We start from the raw sequence: 25,228 nt of genomic DNA on the forward strand, positions 1-25,228 counted from the left end.
GATATAAAAAGGGCTCCCTCAGCTATAGCAGAGGGAGCCCTTTTTACCAACCTGTTGACAACTGATCAGGTTTTACCGGAGGTAATATTATTCGGAAATATCGACCCAATCATTAAGATAATCTCTTATAAAAGGTGTAACATAAATCTCGTCAAAATTGGCCCCCCCAAGTTCCTCATATGGAACAAGGGTAAATATTAATTTTTCTCCCGGGAGTATAAACTTTAACTCTCCTATCATAAAATAAAACATACCATATTTTCCGAATCCCCGGCTTACTTTCTGGTTCGGATCCTTTGCTTTGAAAGCCACTTCATTGGTTCCTTTTTTAACTATATCAAAAGTGTAAAATTTCGAGTCAGGCAGCGGTGGCAGCTCCATGGTAACAAAGGACTGATTTCCAGGCACAGTTACCCGAAATTCCGGGCTCAGGTTGGTTACCTCATCGGTATTCAGATCGCGTAAATAAAAAACAAAATCCACATCGGTACCGAGAAAAGTAGTTTGGCCAAACTCCACATCTGGTAATAGTTTAAAGGTCAACAGCATCCCGTTTGGGTTTTTCAGGGGAGGCAATGTTATATTTTGTACTGGCTTTTTTCCGTCCAGGAAGAACTTCAACGTCTTATTTTCATCTGCTGCTGTTATTGTTCTGGTCAGGATGATTTCTTTTTCACCCTTTATTTTAACTGTGAGTTCCCTTTTCTGCTCCTTGTTTAATGGAATGGTCAATTTGCTCTGAAGTGCGCCTCCATATAAACTTTGATCTTTTATTTTACCATCTAAAAAAATCTCCACATCCTTGCCAAGGGGATTAATAAAAAGATTAAAATCTATAGCCTCATCATATATTTCCCCTTCTTCATACAGTATCCCGAAATGCTGCTTGAAAGTGTCCGTATTGATAAGATAGGTTCTTAATATGGTAGTTTTCCCTTTTTCCCGAACTTGTATTTTTTGATCTCCTGTTGAAACATTCATTTTAAAGGGAGTGGGAAAGCTGTTATTTTGTCCCACTGTGCTGGCTATAATGTTATTATTGTAAACAAATTCCAACGGCAAAGAGGTAGCACCAGTAAAGGTTACTTCTACGATTTTTGGAGTAACTGCTTCAAAAAGCTCTCCCTTTTGACAGGCTTGCAGGGCCATCATCAGGAATATAAATACCACTACTCTTGTATATAAGTGCTTTTTGTAATTTTTTTCCATCAGCATAAATTGCTTTTTAAGCGTCTGCCACTTCATGCTTCTTAAAATTTATAGGTTAATGTTGCACCAAAGGTTCTTCCAAACCGCTGTCTGAACGTATATAAATCTCCCTCTTCATAATTATCTGTAAATCCAGGCTTTAATCTTTGTGCATTACTGCCATCTGACGATCCTGGCTGATGATCCGGATTTGTCTCATAGCTCCCCCTGTTGTTATAAAATACGGAGGCTGCATTTAACAGGTTTCCTCCATTCACCCTGATTTCCAGACCTGATTTTAAGAATTTATAGCTAATCTGTGCATCCAGCAGCTCCCGTGGTTGCTCATATTCGGTATTAGCAGGTGAAGTTGTCACGAAATAAGTTTTTCGCCCTGATTTATTATAGACAATATTGAAACCCAACTTTTCGCTTTGATATTGAAGGCCCCCATTTAATAAGTAAGGAGCTTGCCCGTAGAGCGCCCGTTTCTGTTTCATGGATGCCATCACTGGTTTTCCTGTAACAGGGTCATTTTCATTTGTTTGATACAAACCCTCCACTTTAGACTGCTGCCAGGTCAGGTTTCCATAGACGGTGAGATTACGTAATACAGCCACATCCCTGATAAAACCCAGGTTTTTCCGGGCTTCCAGTTCAAGCCCATATACCTTGGCCCAATTGGAATTTTTTAAAGTATATCGAAATCCAAAATCAAGTGTTTCCATAGCAATCATTTCTGCGGGCTTGTCAAAATACTTGTAATACCCTCCGATGGAGAGCACCTCACCTAACCCTGGAAACCATTCGGCCTTGAAATCCCAGTTGGTGATACGGGTACTGCTGAGCCCTAAGCTGCCTACCAAGCCTTCATAATAAGCACTGTAACGAAAGAATTGGCTATTGTCCATCATTTCAGGACGCACCACGGTGCTGGAATAAGCAGCACGAATATTCAGTGTATTGATGGGACTGTAAGTCAGATTTACTGAAGGCAGCCATTGCCATTTTTTTTCTTCAGGTAATTCAAAATCTCCATTTGCACCTTTCTTTTCTGCGTTGGAACCATTATTGATTTCCTGGTAATCATAATATTCCGCCCGTAATCCCCACACCAGACGCCATTGGTTATTGAGTTTATTGTCGAACATCAGGTAACCTGCATGGTTTTGGCTTTTCCCCGCGTAATAATCATTCCCCCATCCATCTAATAGAAACAGGTAACCATCAGCACGGATATTTTCGGGCTTCAACCAATCTGTAACAGGCAAGTACATTAACGACTGGTCAAATACCCTTTCGTCCACGACCAATGGCAGAATCTTCCAATCAAACCGGGATTTGCGTTGGGTTCCAAAATAACCTGCCTTGACAGTATTGCTAAAATTTCCAAACTTAAATGGCCTTGAAGCCGATACGTTCCAGGAATAATGCGTTTCACTATTGGAATAGGTATGTCGTGATGCAGGTGTAAACCGTGGCCCCGACAATTGGCCATAACTGTAAAAAAACAAGGTGTCTTCTCCCATTACATGAGGCGCCTGGGTGGCAATACCAATATCTTTTTGTTTACGGTCAATAGCTGTCCGGGCGAAATCCCATTCTACTTTGATCTTTTGTAATTGATGCTGACCAGTCAGTTTATTCTGCACCAATGTCGTAAATGTTGGGTCATCCATTTCCCGGATTTGATTGGGCTGCTCGTTAAAGTCGTTATCCGAATTAACTCCTTTAATCCTTGTAAAGGCATTGTCAAACAAATGGGTATAAGTATTACGCAGGCTAAAACGGTGTTTTCCAAGTTGTAAACCCATGTTAAGCATCCCCCCCAGCGTAGTATTAAAATTGTACGATGCTCCCTCTGCCGCAATGGCTGTATTGGTATTCCATTTTCCGCGCCGTATCTCCTCTATATTACTGATGGTTTGGTTGTTTCGATAGCTCAGGGCTCCGGTAAATCCAAATTTATATTGTCTTTTATCTTCCAGCTTAAACAGCTGTCCAATGCTGAACTGGTAATTTTGAGCAGGTGCTGCTTTGTATTTATACACCGTAAAATTATCGTTCGTAAAACGCTTACTCTGCTCAGCAAGTTCTTCCAAAGGCGTTTCATTAGACATTGTTTTTAAATTATTGGGGAAAGCCCTGCGGCCATCATCAAATCCCCAATAATCATGTTTACCCCGCTTATGACTCAGGAAATCTTTGCCAAAAGACTGATCGTTGATAGTGGTTCCAATACCAATGGTAATAAAGTTTTCCGTGGGAATGTCCCTGGTATTAATCTGGATTGCACCACCACCAAAGCCCATGTTCATATCGGGTGTCACGGTCTTCACAACAACAACATTGTCGACAATAGCATTGGGAATCATATCAAAAGAGAAGCTGCGTTTTTGCGCTTCCGTACTTGGTAAAGCAGTTCCATCGAGTGAGGCCGCATTATATCTTTCGCCAATACCACGCACAATAACAAATTTATTATCCGCTGTATTGATTCCTGAAATTCGCTTTAAGGACTCCCCCACATTGCGATCTGGTGTAGCTGCAATCTGCTCCGCCGATATACCGTTGCTGATTGGAGCCATGTTCTTTTGTGCAGCATACAACCCGGCAACTGATGCTTTTTTATATCCCGATGTTACCACTACCTGGCTTAAAGTGCTCGTGGCTAATTTCATAGACACGATGAGCGGTGTATTGCTGTTATCTTTTACCACTACTCCTGTAATGCGCTGGGTTTGAAAAGAAATATAGCTTATTTCCAAAGTATAGGTTCCCGGAGGTAGGCTGAGGGTATAACTCCCGTCTGTAGCGGATTGTGTAGCCTGATTATTATTGCCTGCGATACGGATAGAAGCACCGATGAGCGGTTCACCACGGTCATCCACAACTTTTCCGCTGATACGGCCGGGTTGCCGGGGCTGAACTTTGTCCTGTTCCTGTTTAGGTGCAGTGGTAGTTCCTCCGGGCTTTTCATCAATCATTACATGAGCGCCCTTTTGTATGTACCGGAGACTTGTAGGCCGCAACACCTGTTCAATGGCCTGTAATACACTGCTCTCCTTATCGGAAAGGCTCACCCTGATATGGTCATAGCGATCTACATCTTTACCATAAAAGAACTTAATCTTGCTGTGTTGTTGTATCTCCCGCAGGGCGGTTTTGATAGGGATATTTTGTGCCCTGACAGATATTTTCATTGTAGCCATGTTCTGACTATTAGCTGCTACGGGCAGGATGGCCAGGAATATAAATAGTGCGATTGCAGATAATGGCATAGCCATAAATCGGTGTGCTGATCTGATTTTATAAAGCAGATAAGTGCTTTTTTGCATATTTTTGTATAATGTTTACGGGTTTAATTTCTATTGATCTGTGAGCATTGTGCATAAGGCCGGTCGGACTACCAATCGTAACGGCCAGATGTACTATCAGCGTTCCTGCCTTACGGCAGGAATGTTTTTTTGTTATACATTGCTTTATTTTTTATCTATAGGCTTCTTATTTAGGTAAAGTGTATACAATTGCTTTTCCATATCATAGCTATATTGGAACTTACCAACAAAGGCCAGCATCTCCATCACACTTTCCAATGGCTCTGTAGCCGAGAAAGCAGCGCTGACACGACTTATCCCAAGTGTTGACTGCTCCAGCCGGAATTCCACACCATAGATACGCTGTAGCACTTCTGTAATACTGTCCAGACGTTGTTCTTCAAAATATACTTCACCCGTTGCCCATTTTTCCAATGAAGCCGGATCTACCGCTTTCTGCTCAACCGATCCGTTTACAGGGTTGTAGCTCACCTTACGCCCTTGGCTCAGCACTGCCAACTCCCGGAGCTGTCCTTTTTGATGATCTGTAACCTGTACCTTACCAGTGGCTACCGCAACTTCCAGCAATGCGCCCTTAAATGCTGTGATCCGGAAAGAGGTTCCCAGCACCCTGGTATGTACCTCACCTGTTTGAATGATGAAAGGTTTTTCCGGATCAGGTTTTACATCGAAAAATGCTTCCCCCTCTAAAAAGATTACCCTTTTATTTTCTGAAAACCTTACTGGATAACGAATTTGGCTACCTGCCGCCAGGTGCACCTCCGTACTGTCTGGCAGTATATACTTTACTGGTATCCCACCCGGATTACGCTGTTGTACATAAGTGGGTACTGTATTTTTCAGGCTCCGGAAAGCAATACCACCTAAAAGCAATACCCCGGCTATAACAGCGGCGGCAATACGTAGCTTGCGGATCCATAGGTGCTTAACGCTGCCCCCGGATTGCCTGTATATACGTTCATTCAGCTGCTTTTTCCAGCGTGCCACTGTAGGCTGTAATTCCTCATTCGCATAACCGGTGGCTTCCCAATCGGCAGCAGCCTGGCCGGCAATGAGGCTGTCCAGTAATTCGCTGTTCTCTGGATGTTGCAGTAGCAGCCGCACCTGTTCCAACTCTTCCGGAGAACATCGGTTATCCAAAAATTTTTTTAATAATCCGGTAGGGTAATCGTTCATTATTTGCTTGCTTCTATCTATATAGTTACCAAAAGGATACCTCTACCACCTACTCCGGAGAATTTTTTTTTGGAATAGTGCTTAAATGCAACCTGTCTGTAGAATATTTTTATATCCCAGATAAAAAAGAAAAGAAAATTGGAATAAAAGCAGGTGTGAGGGGTTATAGTACTAACAACATCGTTATCCAAAAATGAATCGTGTATTTACTGAAATTCTTGCGCAGGCTCTCCAGTGCAGCAGCCATGTAATTTTCAACAGTATTCAGGGAAAGTCCGGTGCGTTCTGCAATAGCTTTATAGCTAAGATTTTCTTCCCGGCTCAGCTCAAATACGATTCTTCGCTGAGGGCTTAGCCGGGCCAGGTTTTTATGATAAAGCAGCTCCGTCTGTTCACAGATCAGGTTGTCATCAGCAGTTCTGGTAGAAAAAGGTAATTCTTGCTCTGTTACGGCTTCTATTGGACCGGTAAGTGGAATATTTTTACTTAACTGCCTAACAATCATATTGCGAAAAGCCTTGAAAAGATAGGCGGAAAAACTATAATCAATCTGAATATCATTTCTGCGTTCCCATATATTAAACAGCAGATCCATTGCCAGTTCTTCTACTATAAACCCATCCCGGAGGTAGCGTAATCCAATTTTATACAGACGGGGCGCATAACGATCTACCAGCTCATTGTATGCCCTGATGTCGTCTTTCTTACAACATAGCAACAACTCCATATCAGATGCTTGCTTATAGTCCATCGGATTTATTCATTACCGATACAAAAATGGGTGTTTAAATATTAACGCGATATTAAGTTTATGTAAACAATACAGTAACAGAGAACGGCAACCATAAGGCTGCCGTTCTCTGTTACAACGTTTTTCCGTTTTCTATGCTATAGCGTAAGGATACCAACCCGGTATCATATGTTTTACTTTCCAGCAGTTTGAGGTGGCTTCTTCCCTCCAGTTCACGGAACAGGAGTTTACCGCTGCCAAGCAATATCGGATGCACTGACATCCATAATTCATCTACGAGCCCCGCCTTCATAAAAGCATCAAATAACACCGCGCCGCCAAATAGCCAGATGTCTTTCCCTGGCAGATGCTTAATTCTTCGTGCTTCAGCAATACTATTTCCTGATATCAGTACAGCACCTTCCTTCACCGATGTCAGTGTTTTAGAAAACACATATTCCGTCAACGCAGGCATTCCTGGTATCATTTCTCCGTTATTCCCTTCACGCTGCTGCTCCGCTATTTCATAGCTCTTCCGGCCAATGAAGATCGCATCAATGCGGTCAAAAAATTCGTTTAATCCATAGTCCTGATCTGTAAAACACCAGTCGTACTCTCCATTAGGGCCTTCAATATATCCATCCAACGTGATGGCCAATCCCAATATTAATTTTCTCATACGGTTAATATTTGAATTGCAAAAATGCATAGGGTTGCTTATAATTAATTGTACAAAACGGACATCAGTATAAAATGTGCCGGTTTTGCACTACCTGGCCCGGTGTGTAACCTGAGTAGCGCCTGTAATCACGGATAAAGTGAGCCTGGTCGTAATAACCGCTTTTGTAAGCAATTTCAGTAAGGGAGTATACAGGATATTTTTTCAGATGATCAAGGGAAAATATGAACCGGGAAACACGCAGGAATTCTTTAGGCGACAACCCAACATACTCCTGAAATTTTCTTGAAAGATGGCGCTGGCTGAGCCCGGTATCTCCAGCAAGCCTTCCTACCGGTACCAATCCACCGGACAATCGTGCCTGTGTAAGACAATAAGTTAGCTGCAAATCACTTTCACCATGAGCCAGTTGCTTAAACAGGTACTGTTGTACCAACCCTACCCGCACCTCATTATTATCAGCACCTGCCATTTTTTCTTCTATCTCTGCCGCCGTACCTTTCCATATATCAGCAAGCGCAGTAGTGGTATCCGATAATCCATGCATAGGGACTTGCATAAACCGGTAAGCCATGCCTGGGTGGAAACAGACGGCCACCACCCCGGCCCCCTTCCGCATCTGCACATCCATAGGCCGGCTCATCCGGAAAGTAGCGATACTGCGTTGATGTAATTCATGACTAATGATGGCCACAGGCGTACTGGTATAGTTCAGAAACAATTCCACACAAGCATCAGGCAGCACACGAATACAGGTTGTTTCAGCTGCATCGTCACACGCCATGGTGCAGATCAACCTGATATACGGCTGCAAGGCAGGAATAATATCATGGATTTGAATACGCATACTTTACAAATATAGCCAATAAGGCCCGGTGATGGTGGCAAATCCAGCGCATCTTTTAAAAAAATTCCGTATATTTAGGATGCATATTTTTTACTACCCCATTGATGATCCTTCAAACGCCAGAACCTGTAAAAACCCCAGCAACATTTTAACTGTCATGTGTTAAAAAATTAAAACCTGAACTTATGCCTAAGTATGTTATCGAAAGGGAAATACCTGGTGCAGGTAAACTCACAGGAGAACAATTAAAAGCAATTTCGCAAACTTCCTGCGGCGTCCTCAGCAATATGGGCCCACAAATTCAATGGATCCATAGCTATGTGACTGGCGATAAGATTTATTGTGTTTATATCGCACCTAATGAAGAAATGATCCGTGAGCACGCAAAACACGGAGGATTTCCAGCCAACGCCATCAATGAAGTAGCTGCGATTATTGATCCTGCCACTGCAGAATAGGCTGACAGCATCTTTTAAATGCTTTTCTGATATAAAACGGAAATGCACCTGGCACGGTTCTTTACCTCCTGCCTGGTTACGATGATCGTATGATCACCGGTTGTTATCTTTTGCAGGCTTAACTCCCTTCTCGATCCTGGGGATGTAGAAACGGTCCCAATTGTAAACCCTGGCAACACTGTTACAAACTTCCAGCATCAGCTGACTATTGTTACTGTTGGTCATAACGACTACGCCATACCCATCTTTGAGACTACCATATGAAGCACAGGTGAATCCCTCGTTTCCTCCATTATGATTAAAATAAAAAGCCCCATTTTTATACCGCAGAAATACACCGAGTGCCACCTTGCTTTCATTGTACATGACTACCGGCTGAAAACGCTCCTGCATCATCGCTGGGGATAATACCTTCCCAGATTTTCCCGCTAGTGTCAGCTGGCAGTCGATTATATACTTTGCCAGATCGGTAGGGGTAGTCCAGAGTCCTGCTGCTGCATACTCAGGATAAATGTGGTATTTACCTTTTACGGGTTTACCATCGCTATAATAACCAGCGGCTACATTAGAGGTGTCACCATTTAATACATACCGGCTATCGGTCATTTGTAGTGGTTGGAATACTTCCCTGGACATAAAGTTGTCATATCTTTCCCCGGTAACATCTGTTAACAACAATTGTGAGATCGTTATACCGCCACCTGAATATTCAAACTTATTGCCTGGCTTTGAGATATGCCTGACTGCTGCCGAGTTGGCGGGAGGAATACCATCCAGGATCTGATCAATACGGGGTATGCTCGCGCCACGCTCGTAACCCGAAAATCCTGATACGCTCATTCCCCCTGAATGACTCAGTAGATTTCTTAAAGTGATAACTGTACCTGCCCCTATGCTGTCATAGGGCACTTTCCAGGTCTTAAGATATTGATTCACATCAGTGTCCAGGTCAACTTTTCCCATCTGAACTAATTTAAGCAGGCCCATGCTGTTAATGGTCTTGCTAATAGAAGCAGCCTGAAAAAGGGTATGGATATCAGCTTGTTTATGTTCCGACTCGTCGGCCCATCCATAAGCTTTTGCCCAGTCAATTTTATAATTATTGATAACAGCAATACTGACACCCTTTACGTTCAATTCTTTCATCCTTTGGAGAAGGTTAACGGCGGGGATCATACTATCCTGGCTATACACGATAGCAGTCGCCAGAGAGTTCTCTACCTGGGTAATTCTATCTTTAAGCGCTACATCTGATTTTTGTGCAATAACAGGGAAAGCAATAACATTGGGTAACAACGATGCCAATAGCAGGCATATTTTTCGAGTTTTCATGATTAGGGCTATTGTGGTTCCAAATATACGAACTTGAAAAAAACGCCTGTTATGCAATCCCTGTTTTTTAAAAAATTATTTACACTAGATATGAATAGGCACTAAAAAGCCATTCAAATGCAATAGATTCGCAAGCACTGATTGACTATTTACCATCTCAAGGAAAGGATGAGGCTTTTGACTTTGACTATCAATTGAAAACTAATTGTGGATTTTCAAGCAATTAACCACTCACACAGACTTGGCTGGACTGATTGCCATCTTCGGCGACACAGCAGGAGATATAGATCTCGAGAGTAGAAGTAAGGATCATGCATGCCAGATTTTGGAAGATTAGATCGATTGGATACATTTTAAGAGATTTGGCGACTATGGAAAAATTTCAGTTATAAACGAAAATAGCCGTACTTCATTGTCAGAGGATTTTATATTGACTATCATGACAGATTTATCTCCTGCTGAGAAACATATTCACTGTGTTACGAATTTTCAAGACCTTGTGTCCACACCATTTAATGGAGAAATCAATGCCATTTGTTGGACCCGTAACCTAATAGGTGATTTTTCTGAAATTGTTAAAAAGGTATCGCTAAACGGAAACATAACGGAAATTGAACCAGAGGCACTTCGTGCACTTCAGTTGAGTGAACAGGGGCAACTTGCCTGTGAAATTCTTTTAAATGACTTGAAGGCATTGAAAACTCATGGTGCATCGCCAATCCTTAATGTGATCGGATACTATGACCGGGATAATACCCTCCCCTTTTTCCCAACCGATGTTTATTCTTTTCATGTAGATCGCTCTCCTATACCAACCGATACCTTTTTATGTACCTATTATGGCGAGTCCAGTGAAATATTGCCTAATTCACAAGGCGAAAAGAAAGTACTCATTCCCGAAATACGTAATGAACTGAAAAAACTATATGATGGAGCAGATGAAGGTTTTGAATCATTCTTAAGCGAACATTTCTTTGATCTGCACTATCAGGCTAAACCTAATGCACGACCAATAAGCTTAGGCTCAGGAAACCTATGGAGGCTGGCTGTAGATCATCCTGAAAGCCGGGTTCCTCCTTGCCTTCACCGTGCACCAAAGGAAAAACCCGGACAAAGCAGGTTATTGCTGATCTGCTAAATTTAACTTTTCAGCGGCTGAATCAGTAGTAAAAACAACACAAGTTTGATTATTCGCGATATTCAAGAATATCACCAGGCTGACAATCCAGCACTTTACAAATCGCTTCCAATGTATCAAACCTCACTCCTTTGGCTTTACCATTTTTCAAAATGGATAAATTCACATTTGTAAGGCCCACCCTTTGAGAAAGCTCATTCAGTGACATCTTCCGCTTTGCCATCATCACATCTAAATTGATTATTATCGCCATATTTATATTTATACAAATGATTCATTCTCCTGCTTAATAATCAAGGCCTTTGTAACAAATTGCTTAACCGACCACAGGATAATTGCCAGCAGCAAATACATCGTTTGCGGTTCTTTAAAAATCAATAGTCTGGTAAAGGATCGTAAAGCAAGGTTGGCAATGCTTACTGGCGATGTCCACTGTTGAAGGTGTACTTCGTACAAATTATTAGCAATCGTCTGGATAATTCCTAGTAAAGCAAGTCCGAGACAACTATAGATAATCGCATTGAATATTTGCAGCGTTTGTTTGTCAAAAAAACCGGTTCGCTGGTATTTTCTAAACAGATTAAGCAACAGAAGCCCCACGATCAAAAAAATGGAATTGCTACAAATCTGAACAACGAACCATAACGTAGGGATTTTACCAATAAAAAGCATAGGTGTGGTCTGATGATTTAGAAAAGGGATGAACCACCGGATATGATAGATCAGTGCTTGTGCGGAAAAAAAAATGGCACCCCACAAAACCAATTTAATAAGGAATAATTTAGAGAAGGCTACTTTAGGCATTGGAATGTTATTTATGCCTCAAAAGTAATAATATTTAAAATAAAACAAAATAAATTTATCGTTTTATTTTAAATACATTCATTAATCAGTAATTGGCAAACGATCTTGAAATTTAAAAAAATCTAAAAGTACATTCGCCACTTTTAACGGTTGCTCACTGTTGTCGGCCGCAATATGGCCCAGTTCTTTTAGATAAATACGCTTGGCTTTGGGTATGATTTGTTGTAAACTGTTAGTTTTGTTTGCATTTCGTTAGTTAATATGAAATCTATTCTTACTGCTGCGCGTGGGACGACAGATTTAGGGGAGTACCTGTTTTCCGTAATCCCCGATTTCCTTCCAGACTGCCACAAAATCTGCCAGTTGCCGGGTAGCGCCGTGCTGCATATTTTCGATGTCTGTATTTGTGATCAGGATCAACCCCAATTGTTTTTCCGGTTTAAAAAACATAAAGGCACCTACTCCTGCGTCGGAGCCTGTATGACCTATTACACCATTCATGCGGTGTATCCACAGGACACCGATATTGGGTTCCTTTTCATCGATCCCTTTAGGTGCTTCGCCTGCAGGAAACATAGGTTTATACAACAATTTATAAGACTCTTTTTTCAGTAATCCATCTTTCCCTGTATATCCTTTTATCATTTCCTGTAAGTAAACGGAGAGTTCGCTACAGGAGGTAACAAGTCCTCCATCCGGATAAGAAGCTTCCCGGTAACGCGGATATACATTTCCGGCTTCATCGTACAACTGCGCCATCCCAGCCGGCGACTCACAGGAGGTGCGCCAGGAAGTATGTTCCATTTTGAGGGGAGTAAAAATATAGCGACTGCTAAATTCGGGGAAAGTCATACCGGACTTTAATGCAATGAGCCATGCCGCCAAAGCTGTTCCAACGTTACTATATTCATAAACTGTTCCTGGCTTTGCTTTTTTGAAGTTTTTTTTGCTGTAAAGTTTTCCGGTTGCCTGCAAATAATCTGTGAGATAAGCCGGCAGCGTGTACCTATTATCACCGTTGCCATACCCGGCTTTTAACAATTGCTGTAGTAGTGAATTCCCCCTGGTAGCATCGTCACATATTACATACCCCTTTTTAAATGCTTCCGGCCGGTCTGTAATGCCGGAGGTATGGCTTACCAGGTGCTTTACCCTGATAACTGCCGTAGGGTAGTCCGGGTTTATTATCGGGAACGGCAGGATATCATTTACAGGTGTTTCCAGCGTAAATAACCCCAGTTCAATGGCTTTTACAATGGCCACTCCTACAAAGGTTTTACTAACAGAAGCAATAGGCTGCAGTGTATGAACCGTATATGGCTGTTGTGCAGCTACATCAGAAAAACCAAAGGCATGCTGATAAAGGATACTATCCGGCGTTACTACCGCTACAGCGAAACCGGTAAGACCGCTTTTCTTTTGAATATTCTCCAATTTAGCGGTAAGGGCACCCGCACTGCTATATTGCGCAAAGGCTGGTTGAATCAGGGTCAGCAGGCATGCCGTAAGGAAGGTGAGGTGCCTGATAATAGGATAGATCATAGATTGTCATTAAGCATGTGGTGTGTTTCTACACATCGTTAAATATACTGATATTATTACCCCAATGGTTAAACTTTTGTACCAGATCATTTAAAAATAGGGGTTTAACCTCTTCTATTATAGCAGGAGTAGCTATAGGTTTAATATTATTGGCAATAATGATTTCGCCTTTTTTTGATTTATTTGGAGCAACCCATTTTACAGCCCAAACAGGGTATTTAAAGGGCATTTTTGGGTTACCTACTACTACAGCAAGTGAAGATTTATCCAAAACAAAAAAGCTCTAAAACCTTTATCACTAAAGACTTTAGAGCTTTTTAATTTCAGTCGGGACGACTGGACGACGCCCTGATATCGCAATATATTGAATTTCAACATGTTGAATAAATAGCTTTGGATCTACTCACTGTATTGCACTTGCGATCACGAAGAGTATCTATCGCAAGATATAATTTGTGTCAATTAATTCCAAAATGTAGTAGTGTACTAGAGAGTCATGGGATAAAGCCAGATCAGGAACTCCTTAGTTCTGAGCATCAATATCTCGTCGTAGTTAGTTGTTAAATAATTCTCACTACGGTGGTGGCTATCTTGTTTTCCTCGTACCAACCTGTCGATAGGAAAGTTATAGAAATTTGATAATGTTACCGATAGTTGCAATTAATTTCACTTTCTTTCCTTGCTGGATAGCAGTTTTAACCTCTCAAAATAATTGTTCCATAGCTCCGGAATATCCTTAGACTGGTTTCGCGGATTAGTAGCATCATTATAAAAGAATACTGTTATAATCTCTCCATCATCTTTTCTTGTTATTGAATCCTCTCCACCCCATCCTAATTTAAGCAGAAAGTCATCGGTCATTCCCTTATAGAACGTATGCACAGGAAACTCAGAGACGGAATTAATGTTGAAATTCCTTTTTACCCCTTCTTCGGAAAAGCCGATTGGTAAATATTCACGGTTAAACGCCATCCAATGGCCATTTTCATTTTTGGCGATGCCATAAGGCAGGTTAATTCTGAAAAAATCTGTCAGTGCCATAGTCATTTTTTATTTGAGATAAACAGGAATAAGATAAGAGTTCAATACGCAATGTATCTGCGTATCTACGTTAGGCCACTAATTGATTTTGTGCAAGGCATTAATAGCCTAATCACTCAACAAATCTTCGTCCTTATTTTCCGGTAAATTACTTGGTGGGACAGTTACATCAAGTAAAATAATAGCTAATTTCTCTATTGTGTTTATAATTTCGTGAGCTTGTTCATCATTATAATGTTCACAACCTGGATAGCCACGGAGCATTTCAGGGGTTAATTTCTCTGGAAGGTTTTCATCAGATAATGGAATTTGATCAAGAAAATTAGCCATATTATAACTGTGTGTAGGTTTGGTAATATTAGATTATTGGATACAGGCGCGATGAATCCATGTAATATACCTTTTTGTATAATTGGAGCCATGATCCTAATAACAATTCTTATATCCAAATGAGAATATTATTTTCATAAATAGATGTTGATTTTGCTGGTGTCATTGGAGTTTTATTTCACCTGCTCGGATATTGTTTTTCTACTCAAAAGTCTATCATTGATAGCATTTAGCCAAGCTGCCCCGGATTTAAACAGGCCCAGTACATGCAAAGCTGCGAATACGATTGACCCTGGTATGAAATTCTTTGCCACGAATAACATAACTGAATAACCAGGGAGATCAGATAAATTATTACGGATATCAAAATGTCCTCCAGATAAATCAACTTTAATAACCAGAAAAACAGCTACAGCAGCGAAATGAAAGCCATTTACAAAAAGATGGATGATATATTCCCATCGAGGAAGGCCACCCATAAATTTCCTACTGTCGCCCTCTAAATAGGCGTCAAGACCGAGGACAATAATATCGGCTAAAACCAGCACTAGTCCAACAATGAAGCTGTTATTATCATTCCCCATATAAAGAAAATATAAGATCGGGGGAAAAAATATCATTCGGATGGTATGAGTTAAATGCTCCATGCGGCTTTCAGGATGATTGTATAACCTGTATTTTATCAAGTGGAGATATACTCCATCAAATATCCCTAATACCCCAAATGCAATAAGCAGTAATGCTGTTGTAATGAATGCGAATTCCATAGCTCAGATTTTGATTCAAAGCTATGATCAGTCAGTACCAGAATAATTGATATTTGTCACCGAATTTCCGCACTGACTTGTTTTCTGATTCTGCTTAATGTTTCCCTGGTAACTCCGAGGTAGCTGGCGATATGGTTTACTGGAACTTGTTGAATGATCTCCGGTGCTTCATTCAACATTCTCTGATACTTCTGTATAGCATTTTCTCCCTGAAGAATTGAAGTGAATTTCTCCAGCTCCATGTATTCCTGTTCCGTCGCTATCCTTCCAATCTGCTGCCAAACGGGGAACGTTGAGTAGAGGTACTGCAGATCCTCGTAGCTAATTATAAGTAATTCTGCATCTGTAGAGGCTTCCATGATATACTGAGAAGGTGTTTGCGAAATAAAACTCTTAAAAGATGTTGAAAACCTACTTTCAGTACAAAAGCAGTAGGTAATTTCCGCCCCATTGTCAGTAATATAATAAGAACGGAGTATACCTGAAACTATAAATGCCGCTTTCCGCGCAATCTCCTGGTGGTGAATGAAGACATCGCCCTTTTTCAGTGTTTTAGTATGGAAAAATGCCATGCTTTGCATAAACTCTGATTTATTCACAGGGGCCAGATTCTTTAAAAACTGGTAGAAAACTTCCGGACCCGCCTCCATATTGACTTTACCGTACATCATGTGAATTTTATATTAAGAAAGTGAACTTTTCTTTGCAAATTTAGAAAGTAATCGTAATATTGCGATGTGCTAATGATATAATTTTATGGGAGCTACAAAATCAGACTTATTTACTAAACAACAGAACGACATAGCCAATATGGCTAAAGCGCTGGCGCATCCAGCCCGGATAGCTATTTTGCAATATCTCGTTAAAAAGAACGCCTGCGTATGTGGTGATCTTGTGGACGAGCTTGGTTTGGCACAGGCAACTACTTCTCAACATTTGAAAGAGTTGAAAACGGCTGGTCTTATTCAAGGAACTATTGAAGGTGCCAGTGTATGTTACTGCATCAACCCGAAGGTATGGAACCAATATCACAACATCCTCGGTGCATTCTTCAAAGAAGCTGCTGAGGCAAAATCTTGTTGCTAAAAAAATTTGCTTAAATATATCGCAATATTGCAATTATACAATAACTTTTATACTATGGCTACCGATGAACAAATGAAGGAGATCGTAAGACAGAAATACAGTGAAATTGCATTGCAGGACAAAGCTACAAACGAATCTTCCTGCTGTGGCTCCGGCTGCTGCTCAACAGAAGTATATCATATCATGAGTGACGATTATACCTCCCTCGAAGGGTATAATCCTGATGCAGACCTCGGACTGGGCTGTGGCCTTCCTACCCAGTTTGCAAAAATCAAGAAGGGTGATACTGTGATAGATCTTGGTTCCGGCGCTGGTAATGATTGCTTTGTTGCGCGTCAGGAAACTGGTGAAAGCGGTAAAGTAATCGGAATAGACTTTACACCTGCCATGCTGGAAAAAGCCAGAGCGAATGCGGATAAGTTGGGTTTTAATAACGTTGAATTCCGCCAGGGTGATATTGAAAAAATGCCTGTAACCGCCAATGTTGCAGATGTGGTTGTAAGTAATTGTGTACTGAACCTTGTACCGAATAAGAACGGAGTTGTTAAAGAGATATTCCGGGTGTTGAAACCTGGTGGTCATTTCAGTATTTCAGATGTTGTGCTACAAGGCACTTTACCGGAAAGTATCCGTGGAGCTGCTGAAATGTATGTAGGCTGTGTATCTGGCGCGATACAGAAACAAGTCTATCTGGAATTGATAGAAACAAATGGCTTCCAGAATATTACAGTCCAAAAAGAAAAAGTCATAAACATTCCCAATGATCTGCTGTCCAACTATATGAGCAAAGAGGAGATCGATGCTTTCAGGGCGGGAGATACAGGCATCTACAGTATAACAGTTTATGCTGAAAAACCGGCTGATGCAGCCTGTTGCGCTCCAGGCTGTTGCTAAACAATTTACCCTGTGAAATAAAAACACTTTTATGAAAAAGTTCTTGTATCCTCTTATTGTTTTACTGCTTTCGGTGATTGCTTTTAGCTTTACGCCAGCAGCACCAGGTCAGCCAAAGATGTATCCGGCTATCGAAAAGTATTTTTCTTCCGTTAGCAATGTATCTATACCGGAAAAGCATAATCTGGCTATCAAACACCTGGAATCAGTAATCACTAGCAGTTTGGGAGATAAAGATGTTTCAATAATGTTCACCTGTCCGGATAATTCTTTCCGAAGTCAGGCGGCGCAGATATTGCTCCAAAGTTTGATTACAGCAAATGGTATCAAAAGAGTGAATGTTGTTTCAGCTGGAAATACTACTGGTCAGATTGATCCCCGATTGATTAAGCTACTTACAGCAGCTGGTTATAAAGTGGTATCTCTTCCGACTATAGCGGCCAATGCTCCAAGTGGAAGTACTGGCTATTCGGTATCATTTGGTGATAAATTCACTCCGCTTGTTGTTTACGCTAAAAGCGCGACTGATGCGGGAGTTGAAAAGGCAGGTTTCTATTTATTCAAAACCTGCGACCAACAGGAAAATGGTTGCAGTGACTTAACCGGTGCCCTCCATAAGGATCAGCTGGAATACAGCAATCCGGCTACCATTACGGAAGACAAGGCTTTGCAGGAAGAGTTTAATACGATAGCAAAGGAAATGTCATACATAGTTACTGAGTGCCTAAAATAATTATCTTGTAGTTATATTTTAACACTCAAAATGGTGATTTATATGACTATCCTTCCAATGACATCGGCACATGGCCCAGAGGTACTATCAATATATGAAGAAGGTATTTCCACCGGCAATGCTACATTTCAAACCGCTGCTCCTTCATGGGAAGAATGGGACCAGTCACATTTAAAAAGTTGCCGTCTGGTGACAGTTGAAGATAGTAAGGTTCTTGGATGGGCAGCATTAACACCGGTTTCCGGTAGATGTGTGTACGCTGGCGTTGCAGAAGTAAGTGTTTATGTAGCGCCGGATGCACAAGGTAAAGGAATAGGGAAAGCATTGCTACAGGCACTAATTACTGAAAGTGAAGAAAACAAGCTCTGGACTTTACAGGCAGGCATATTTCCTGAAAATACCGGTAGCATTAAAATACATGAAGCCTGCGGATTCCGCCTGGTAGGAAGACGGGAGCGAATCGGCAAAATGGGCGATACCTGGCGAGACACCGTTTTACTTGAAAGAAGAAGCACAATAATTGGCATTTAATAATATACTGATAAAACCATGCAAAACTGCAATCCTGCTCAACGTAAGAAATTGAGCTTTTTAGATCGTTACCTGACATTATGGATATTCCTGGCTATGGCTATTGGCGTAAGCATTGGATATTTTTTCCCATCTTCTTCAGGATTCATAAACTCCTTCTCTACCGGTACAACAAACATACCGCTGGCGATAGGCTTGATCTTAATGATGTACCCACCACTTGCGAAAGTTAAGTATGATAAGATGGGTGAAGTTTTCCGCAACACCAAAGTACTATCATTATCACTTTTACTGAATTGGGTGATTGGCCCGATCCTGATGTTTGGTTTAGCGGTGTTGTTTCTGCATGGATATCCCGAATATATGACCGGCCTGATTCTTATTGGTCTTGCGAGATGTATTGCAATGGTAATCGTATGGAACGAGCTGGCCGATGGTAGCCGTGAATATGCAGCCGGACTTGTAGCACTCAACAGTATTTTCCAGGTGTTACTTTATAGCGTGTATGCTTACGTTTTCATCACATGGCTTCCTACAGTATTCGGTATGAAAGGTATAACAGTGGAAGTGTCCATTGGAGAAATCGCTAAAAGCGTTGGTATCTATCTTGGTATTCCGTTCGCAGCCGGTGTGATCAGCAGATACAGCCTGATTGCAATAAAAGGTGAAGAATGGTTTCAGGAGAAGTTTATTCCGTTTATTTCCCCCATTACCCTGATTGCATTACTGTTTACCATTATCGTAATGTTCAGTCTCAAAGGTGAGCTGATCGTACAGATCCCGATGGACGTAGTAAGGATTGCTATACCATTGATGGTTTACTTTGCCATCATGTTCCTGGTGAGCTTTATTTTAGGCAAAGCTGCCGGAGCAGATTATTCCAAAAACGCTTCCATTGCATTTACAGCTGCCGGTAACAACTTTGAACTGGCGATAGCAGTAGCCATCGGCGTATTTGGTATCAATTCCGGACAAGCCTTTGTCGGTGTTATCGGGCCACTAGTGGAAGTACCTGCGCTGATTGCTTTGGTAAACGTGGCCTTCTGGCTCCGTAAACGCTGGTATGGTAATACAGAGGCTCCCGCAAGTACAGCCAAAGCATAATTTTTCAAAAAAAACTTAAATTATTATACAATGAGTAATTCAAAAATGACCTGGCAGGCTTTTAAAGATCAGCTGCAACAATATCCAGAACAAATTTTGCAGTTTCAATATGCGGCGGACAAACTGGTAGCCCCTTCTTATCATATTACCGAAATCAAACAAGCGCCTATCACCTCTGTTGATTGTGGCGGTAAAGTAAACGCATGGACTGAAATAATCGTTCAGTTATGGGAGCCGGAAGAAGAACAAACCGACCGGGCAATGGCTGTAAACAAAGCACTGAAAATAGTAAACTTGGTGGAGAGTAATATTGACTTGAATCCTAAAGCTACAGTGAAGATCGAATTCGGTAATTCTGAATTTGATACCCGCCAAATGTATCCTAATGAGTTTCTATTAGAAGGAGAAAATCTTGTCATTAATCTGCAGCCGGATGCTACTCAATGTAAAGCAACGGATCGCGGTATGACCTGTGGAACACCTAAAACTAAAACACTGGAAATACCGGTAGCTATGGAAGCAGGTCAGTCCTGCACTCCAGGAGGCGGTTGCTGCTAAATTATAAAATCAACACATGAAGAAAGTATTAGTGCTTTGCACCGGCAACAGCTGCCGCAGTCAGATAGCAGAAGGTTACCTGAGATATTTTGCAGGTGATAAAGCAGAAGTTTATAGCGCCGGCGTTGAAACACATGGTGTGAATCCACGGGCTATAGCCACAATGGCAGAAGATGGTATTGATATTTCAAAGCACACTTCCAATAATATCAATGAATATCAGGGAATTGATTTTGACTATGTAATTACGGTGTGTGATAATGCAAAGGAAAGATGTCCATTTTTCCCTACGTCTGCCAGAAAGTTGCATGAGAATTTTCCGGACCCTGCAAAGGCAACCGGTAGCGAGGATGAGATAATGTCTGAGTTCAGAAGCGTAAGACAAACAATCAAGGATTATACAAAAGATTTTGTTGAACAATATCTATAAAATTATCTTATCCAATCTTCAATATTCTATTTATGAAAATAGCTTTGTTCAGCGACATTCATGCAAATTTACCGGCCCTGGAAGCGTTCTTTAAGGATGTAGACCAAAGAAAGCCTGATGCTATATACTGCCTGGGTGATTTTGTGGGATATAACATATGGCCCAATGAGGTGATCAACGAAATCAGAAAGCGCGGTATTCCTGCAATAGCCGGCAACTATGATTTTGGTATCGGTAGAACGAGCGACGACTGTGGTTGTGCTTATAAAACTGACACTGAAAAGGCTAATGGAAGTGTTTCCATATCTTATACGAATCAGGTTGTCACAGAGGACGAGCGCAAATATCTACGTACATTACCGGCCCATATCAAAGTGGAGTTTCAGCTAAACAATGATAAGTTGAACTTGCTGCTGGTCCACGGTAGTCCGCGTAAGATCAATGAGTATTTATTTGAAGACAGGGAAGAAAAAAGTATGATGAGGATTATGGTAGATGCAGATGCGGATATCATGTGTTTTGGACATACACATAAGCCGTATCACCGGATATTACCCTCCGTGCCGGACGAAAACCCGCACTACAGACACGCCATTAACATTGGCTCCGTTGGTAAACCTAAAGACGGCGATCCACGTGGAGGCTATGTAATGCTGCATATTAATGACAATAGCAGCATTCATGACAAAGACAGCATACAGGTGGAGTTCATCCGCTTTGAGTATGATGTGGAGAAGGCTGCTAAAGCGGTGGAGGACAGTCCCCTGCCTGATGCTTATGCAGAAAGCCTGAGAACTGGTATCTAAGTCTCTTCATTGATAATTTATTTAAAATCATGCGGCTGATGAAATATCAGCCGCATGAAATACTTTCTTACTGCTATCGATCAAATGAAAATTGCATTATTTAGCGACATTCACGCCAATCTACCGGCTTTACAGTCTTTTTTTGAAGATGTATCAAAACACAATCCGGATGCCATCTATTGCCTGGGTGACCTGGTGGGATACAACATCTGGCCTAACGAAGTAATTCAGGAGATCCGTCAACGGGGCATTGCGACTATTGCGGGAAATCATGATGCAAAGGTAAAGGGGGTACAACCTGCAGAACCATCAAAAGGAGGCAAGGGATATGCTTACGATATTATAGATAATGATAACCGGGTTTATCTTCAAACATTACCAGCGCATTTACGGATATCCTTCCAACTAAATAACGATATTCTCACTATCCTGCTGGTACACGGTAGTCCGAGAAGTATTGATGAATACCTGCTGGAGGATATGGAAGAAGCCGCACTGCTGAATACCTTTTTGGAGGCTCGTACAGATATTTTATGTTTTGGTCATTCTCATAAGCCATATCACAGGATCGTGCTGGCTAATGGAGAGGAACACCCCCGGTTTCTTCACGCCATCAATACCGGTTCTATAGGAAAGCCCAAAGATGGTAACCCACAGGGTGGTTATGTGCTTTTGCACATTAAGGATAACAGTAGTACCTTAGATAAAGACAGCATTCAGGTGGAGTTTATCAGATTTGATTATGATATTGAAAAAGCAGCCCAGGCAGTCGAAAATAGCCCACTACCTGATGACTTCGCAGATATGCTTAGAAAGGCATACTAATTACAATTATATTCATTGGATGGAGTAATGATTTACCTATAATGCCATCCAATTATATAAAGTGATTTAATCCTGTAATTATGCAACCCTCCCATATCTTAATTTGGAATGAGTTTAATACTGAATTGAAGAAGTTCATTTGCCAAAAGGTGAAAAACGGCGATCATTGTAATGATATTTTGCAGGATGTCTACCTTAAAATGTTTATCAACATGGGAAAGGTAGAAAAAGCTCAAAATATTCGGGCATACCTATACCAGGTGGCAAATAACGCAGTTACAGATTACTATCGCCGGGTTTGCAAAGTTGTATCTTATGAAGAAGAACCTGTGTCGGACCGGGAAGGTGAAGTTACTGCTATAAATAACGAATACCGGTTGGCAGATTGTCTCCGGCCAATGATTGAATCTTTACCTCAAATTTACAGGGAGGCGCTTATTCTTACCGAACTGGAGGGGCTAACGCAGAAGCAGTTTGCCGAAAAAATGGGAATTTCTTTGTCAGGTGCTAAGTCAAGGGTGCAAAGGGCCAGAGAGAAACTAAAAGAGGAAATCATCAACTGCTGTGAATATGAATTTGATAAATACGGCAACATCGTTGCCTGTTGCAAAAATTCAGCTCCGGGTAAAAAATATTGTTGAGAATCCTGCGTCCTTTTCTTCCTTTTCTCGTCTTACTCTGGATAATATATTATTAATTTTAAACTTATCCAGATGAAACGTTTAGTATTCGCAAGCCTTTGCGCACTGAGCCTGACTGCTGCTATGGCAGGAGGTGTTGAAAAGAAAGCTAAAGCAAAGAAACCAGCTGCTCAAAAGGAACAGTGTTGCGAAAAGAAAAGCAATTGCTGCCCTAATCAACATTGCTGTAATTAATTTAATGGCTATAGTTCCGGGGCAGGAGCTATAGCCTTTCTTATTTCTGGACATTACGACTGTTAATTCCTCACCCTTAACCTTTTCCACCTTCACCCAGCCGCATCCCCGGCAACTATTAGCGATTTTTTTGAATAAAATATGACGTAAAAAGGTAAAAAATAGCTCCTTTTATTGTAATATTGCAATGTAACAATGTTATGGTATTTGTCAACCTATATTAACCATAAGTGTATGCGACATATTACAACCTCCACACACAATAAGTTTTGCGATAAACTAAAATCACTGTCTGTTGAGCCTGATCTGGTGAACAATCAAATAATAAGGGATACTCAAATAAAAGATCAGTTGGATGAGGATCGGGAACGTCTCGAAATGCTCCATTTTAATTATCAACAGCATTTAGAACAACTTCAACAGATACAGCGGGAATATTTTAATATTCAGAATCAGGCGCGGGTAAAGCTAAGACGACAGCAGCTTCGCAATTCAGGAAAGTAATTAGAAGAGCATAAAAAAAGCCGGATGATGAATCCGGCTTTTTTATGCTCTCTCTCGATATTGCTTAGAGTGTCAGATTAAGTTTAGACCAGCCTTTCCACCAATCACCTTCTGGTGTACCTGCTGGACCTACCGCTCCACGGAAAGTAACAGTGGAGAATGAAGACGCATTACCCATTGAAAATGCACCTCCTGTAAGCAAAGGAGACCCGGCTTGTGGAGTAAAATCTGGATTTGTATAGTTAAATGCTGCTGCAAGTTTAACTTCATCGTTTGTTGCTAAAATGGAATTGCCGTATAATGCGGTGGTAAACCATGTTTTGGCGTCAGCCGGCGTCCAGCCCGTAGGAGTAGCACTGACTGCGTAGTTAACTGGTGTTGCGCAACCGGCGACAATAGTATTTTTGATATTGAGTTTGCCGGATTGAATGTTATTGTCTGTAGGTACTCCTTTGCTTGCATCAATCAGCACACCAACTGGGTATCCCATAATAACGGAGTTGTAGATGGAGATAGAGGAATTTCTTCTGATCTGCGCACCACATAAGAATAAACTGTTACCTACACTAGTTGTTGTTGCACGTGGACCGATGGCGGTTATATTACTATATACAGCACTTGTCTGTGGAGTAAGCGCACTACCGTTTGCATCGTTATCACTTTCCCAGCTTTCAGATTTAGAAACATCAGCAATGGCAGAATCACGAAGAACAATGCCGAATTGAACTGTACCGCTGTAACCATTATCTGTATCAAAATCATCATCCAGTGTGCTGATAAAGATAGTATGGCGCAGGTTTACAGTGCCACCGAAGCATTCGATAGCATCATCGTTAGCTTTAAAGATCTCTACATAGTCTATTGTGGTGCCACTACCAACACCGGCAAGCGTTAAACCATTCAATTCATTATCCGGAAGATATGCGTATCCTGCGTACTCGATCCGAACATATTTCAGTGTTCCTGAGTTATCAGCTGCATCTGTACCACCATATAAACCTAATCCCTCTCCGTTATTAACACCACCTTCTACCTGGCCTACGCCTTGTGTTCCATTGAAAGAAGCATTGGTAGGCGCTTTTCCGCAAATCACTACGCCCCCCCAGTCACCACGTTTAGGGCTACCAGCATCAGAAGTAAAAACGATAGGCTTGTCTTTGGTGCCATCCGCATTAATCTGCGCCCCCCTGGTAATCACCAGAGCGCCTTTGGATGAAGTTTCACCATGAATAACTGTGCCTGGTTCAATCGTCAGTTTTGCACCACCTGTCACATATACAATTCCTCTCAAAGTATAAGTATTCCCTGCTTTTAAGGTACGATCTTTAGTAATCTTACCTTCCAGCAGTGTCACTTCTGTTCCGTTATTGTTGCTGCCATCACCACCAATGATGATGTTATCAGCTTCAATTTTACGGCAGGAGCTGGTGAATAAACCGATAACAGCTGCAAATACTAATAATTTTTTCATATTGTTGTTTGTGTGTGTGTTCGTTATTGTTTATCGTGTTG

The 25,228-nt window shown here is 41.4% G+C and carries 30 protein-coding genes; 14 read left to right on the forward strand and 16 right to left on the reverse strand.

Annotation, left to right across the window (positions count from 1 at the left end):
• Positions 1 to 87 precede the first annotated feature (87 nt).
• The 6 genes from ABR189_RS10505 to ABR189_RS10530 form a co-directional block, all read right to left on the reverse strand.
• Positions 88 to 1,245, reverse strand: coding sequence for a hypothetical protein (locus ABR189_RS10505; RefSeq protein ID WP_354660438.1), 1,158 nt, complete (start codon positions 1,243 to 1,245; stop codon positions 88 to 90).
• A 5-nt stretch (positions 1,246 to 1,250) separates the two neighbouring features.
• On the reverse strand, positions 1,251 to 4,526 hold the full coding sequence (locus ABR189_RS10510) for a TonB-dependent receptor domain-containing protein (RefSeq protein WP_354660439.1): 3,276 nt from the start codon (positions 4,524 to 4,526) through the stop codon (positions 1,251 to 1,253).
• Between the two features lie 144 nt (positions 4,527 to 4,670).
• The gene (locus ABR189_RS10515) at positions 4,671 to 5,666 is read right to left on the reverse strand and encodes a FecR family protein (RefSeq protein WP_354660440.1); all 996 of its coding nucleotides are present in this window, start codon (positions 5,664 to 5,666) and stop codon (positions 4,671 to 4,673) included.
• A gap of 199 nt (positions 5,667 to 5,865) precedes the next feature.
• The gene (locus ABR189_RS10520) at positions 5,866 to 6,453 is read right to left on the reverse strand and encodes a sigma-70 family RNA polymerase sigma factor (protein ID WP_354660441.1); all 588 of its coding nucleotides are present in this window, start codon (positions 6,451 to 6,453) and stop codon (positions 5,866 to 5,868) included.
• A gap of 112 nt (positions 6,454 to 6,565) precedes the next feature.
• Entirely contained in the window at positions 6,566 to 7,111 is a 546-nt protein-coding gene (locus ABR189_RS10525; protein ID WP_354660442.1) for a dihydrofolate reductase family protein, read from the reverse strand.
• A gap of 64 nt (positions 7,112 to 7,175) precedes the next feature.
• Entirely contained in the window at positions 7,176 to 7,958 is a 783-nt protein-coding gene (locus tag ABR189_RS10530; protein WP_354660443.1) for an AraC family transcriptional regulator, read from the reverse strand.
• A 185-nt stretch (positions 7,959 to 8,143) separates the two neighbouring features.
• Between ABR189_RS10530 and ABR189_RS10535 the strand changes: the two genes are divergently transcribed.
• A complete protein-coding gene (locus ABR189_RS10535) occupies positions 8,144 to 8,416 on the forward strand; it encodes a DUF4242 domain-containing protein (protein WP_354660444.1) in 273 nt (90 codons plus the stop codon).
• A 93-nt stretch (positions 8,417 to 8,509) separates the two neighbouring features.
• On the opposite strand, the gene ABR189_RS10540 is transcribed toward ABR189_RS10535, so the two are convergent.
• Entirely contained in the window at positions 8,510 to 9,748 is a 1,239-nt protein-coding gene (locus ABR189_RS10540; protein ID WP_354660445.1) for a serine hydrolase domain-containing protein, read from the reverse strand.
• 439 nt (positions 9,749 to 10,187) lie between these two features.
• On the opposite strand from ABR189_RS10540, the gene ABR189_RS10545 reads away from it, so the two are divergent.
• Positions 10,188 to 10,886, forward strand: a complete 699-nt coding sequence (locus ABR189_RS10545; protein WP_354660446.1) for a hypothetical protein — start codon at positions 10,188 to 10,190, stop codon at positions 10,884 to 10,886.
• 49 nt (positions 10,887 to 10,935) lie between these two features.
• On the opposite strand, the gene ABR189_RS10550 is transcribed toward ABR189_RS10545, so the two are convergent.
• The 8 genes from ABR189_RS10550 to ABR189_RS10585 form a co-directional block, all read right to left on the reverse strand.
• A complete protein-coding gene (locus ABR189_RS10550; protein WP_354660447.1) occupies positions 10,936 to 11,139 on the reverse strand; it encodes a helix-turn-helix domain-containing protein in 204 nt (67 codons plus the stop codon).
• 8 nt (positions 11,140 to 11,147) lie between these two features.
• Positions 11,148 to 11,690, reverse strand: a complete 543-nt coding sequence (locus tag ABR189_RS10555; protein ID WP_354660448.1) for a hypothetical protein — start codon at positions 11,688 to 11,690, stop codon at positions 11,148 to 11,150.
• Positions 11,691 to 11,990: 300 nt separating this feature from the next.
• Positions 11,991 to 13,232 carry a serine hydrolase domain-containing protein gene (locus tag ABR189_RS10560; protein ID WP_354660449.1) on the reverse strand — a complete coding sequence of 414 codons (1,242 nt, stop codon included), beginning with the start codon at positions 13,230 to 13,232 and terminating at the stop codon, positions 11,991 to 11,993.
• Between the two features lie 28 nt (positions 13,233 to 13,260).
• A complete protein-coding gene (locus ABR189_RS10565; RefSeq protein ID WP_354660450.1) occupies positions 13,261 to 13,503 on the reverse strand; it encodes a hypothetical protein in 243 nt (80 codons plus the stop codon).
• A gap of 395 nt (positions 13,504 to 13,898) precedes the next feature.
• Positions 13,899 to 14,273, reverse strand: coding sequence for a hypothetical protein (locus ABR189_RS10570; RefSeq protein ID WP_354660451.1), 375 nt, complete (start codon positions 14,271 to 14,273; stop codon positions 13,899 to 13,901).
• A gap of 108 nt (positions 14,274 to 14,381) precedes the next feature.
• Positions 14,382 to 14,603, reverse strand: a complete 222-nt coding sequence (locus tag ABR189_RS10575) for a hypothetical protein (protein WP_354660452.1) — start codon at positions 14,601 to 14,603, stop codon at positions 14,382 to 14,384.
• 173 nt (positions 14,604 to 14,776) lie between these two features.
• Positions 14,777 to 15,370, reverse strand: coding sequence for a hypothetical protein (locus tag ABR189_RS10580; RefSeq protein ID WP_354660453.1), 594 nt, complete (start codon positions 15,368 to 15,370; stop codon positions 14,777 to 14,779).
• Positions 15,371 to 15,426: 56 nt separating this feature from the next.
• Positions 15,427 to 16,041: a Crp/Fnr family transcriptional regulator gene (locus ABR189_RS10585; RefSeq protein ID WP_354660454.1), complete on the reverse strand. Its 615-nt coding sequence runs from the start codon at positions 16,039 to 16,041 to the stop codon at positions 15,427 to 15,429.
• A gap of 85 nt (positions 16,042 to 16,126) precedes the next feature.
• Here ABR189_RS10585 and ABR189_RS10590 point away from each other — a divergent pair, with 85 nt between their 5' ends.
• From ABR189_RS10590 to ABR189_RS10645, 12 genes are all read left to right on the forward strand, one after another.
• Positions 16,127 to 16,456, forward strand: coding sequence for an ArsR/SmtB family transcription factor (locus ABR189_RS10590; RefSeq protein WP_354660455.1), 330 nt, complete (start codon positions 16,127 to 16,129; stop codon positions 16,454 to 16,456).
• Between the two features lie 54 nt (positions 16,457 to 16,510).
• Positions 16,511 to 17,350, forward strand: coding sequence for an arsenite methyltransferase (locus ABR189_RS10595; RefSeq protein WP_354660456.1), 840 nt, complete (start codon positions 16,511 to 16,513; stop codon positions 17,348 to 17,350).
• A 31-nt stretch (positions 17,351 to 17,381) separates the two neighbouring features.
• Entirely contained in the window at positions 17,382 to 18,083 is a 702-nt protein-coding gene (locus ABR189_RS10600; protein WP_354660457.1) for an arsenate reductase/protein-tyrosine-phosphatase family protein, read from the forward strand.
• 42 nt (positions 18,084 to 18,125) lie between these two features.
• The gene (locus ABR189_RS10605; RefSeq protein WP_354660458.1) at positions 18,126 to 18,614 is read left to right on the forward strand and encodes a GNAT family N-acetyltransferase; all 489 of its coding nucleotides are present in this window, start codon (positions 18,126 to 18,128) and stop codon (positions 18,612 to 18,614) included.
• A gap of 18 nt (positions 18,615 to 18,632) precedes the next feature.
• Positions 18,633 to 19,718, forward strand: a complete 1,086-nt coding sequence (gene arsB, locus ABR189_RS10610; RefSeq protein ID WP_354660459.1) for an ACR3 family arsenite efflux transporter — start codon at positions 18,633 to 18,635, stop codon at positions 19,716 to 19,718.
• Positions 19,719 to 19,748: 30 nt separating this feature from the next.
• Positions 19,749 to 20,276, forward strand: coding sequence for a DUF6428 family protein (locus ABR189_RS10615; RefSeq protein ID WP_354660460.1), 528 nt, complete (start codon positions 19,749 to 19,751; stop codon positions 20,274 to 20,276).
• A 16-nt stretch (positions 20,277 to 20,292) separates the two neighbouring features.
• Entirely contained in the window at positions 20,293 to 20,706 is a 414-nt protein-coding gene (locus ABR189_RS10620) for an arsenate reductase ArsC (protein WP_354660461.1), read from the forward strand.
• Positions 20,707 to 20,738: 32 nt separating this feature from the next.
• On the forward strand, positions 20,739 to 21,512 hold the full coding sequence (locus ABR189_RS10625) for a metallophosphoesterase family protein (RefSeq protein ID WP_354660462.1): 774 nt from the start codon (positions 20,739 to 20,741) through the stop codon (positions 21,510 to 21,512).
• A 54-nt stretch (positions 21,513 to 21,566) separates the two neighbouring features.
• Positions 21,567 to 22,337, forward strand: a complete 771-nt coding sequence (locus ABR189_RS10630; protein WP_354660463.1) for a metallophosphoesterase family protein — start codon at positions 21,567 to 21,569, stop codon at positions 22,335 to 22,337.
• Positions 22,338 to 22,417: 80 nt separating this feature from the next.
• The gene (sigZ, locus tag ABR189_RS10635; protein ID WP_354660464.1) at positions 22,418 to 22,978 is read left to right on the forward strand and encodes an RNA polymerase sigma factor SigZ; all 561 of its coding nucleotides are present in this window, start codon (positions 22,418 to 22,420) and stop codon (positions 22,976 to 22,978) included.
• A gap of 72 nt (positions 22,979 to 23,050) precedes the next feature.
• Positions 23,051 to 23,212 (forward strand): hypothetical protein, encoded by a 162-nt coding sequence (locus ABR189_RS10640; RefSeq protein WP_354660465.1) that lies wholly within the window; start codon positions 23,051 to 23,053, stop codon positions 23,210 to 23,212.
• 234 nt (positions 23,213 to 23,446) lie between these two features.
• Positions 23,447 to 23,716 carry a hypothetical protein gene (locus ABR189_RS10645; protein ID WP_354660466.1) on the forward strand — a complete coding sequence of 90 codons (270 nt, stop codon included), beginning with the start codon at positions 23,447 to 23,449 and terminating at the stop codon, positions 23,714 to 23,716.
• A 64-nt stretch (positions 23,717 to 23,780) separates the two neighbouring features.
• Here the strand turns inward: ABR189_RS10645 and ABR189_RS10650 are convergent, their stop codons facing one another.
• A complete protein-coding gene (locus ABR189_RS10650) occupies positions 23,781 to 25,187 on the reverse strand; it encodes a beta-helix domain-containing protein (RefSeq protein WP_354660467.1) in 1,407 nt (468 codons plus the stop codon).
• Positions 25,188 to 25,228 lie beyond the last annotated feature (41 nt).

The sequence above is a fragment of the Chitinophaga sp. H8 genome, from assembly GCF_040567655.1.
Taxonomy (GTDB): domain Bacteria; phylum Bacteroidota; class Bacteroidia; order Chitinophagales; family Chitinophagaceae; genus Chitinophaga; species Chitinophaga defluvii.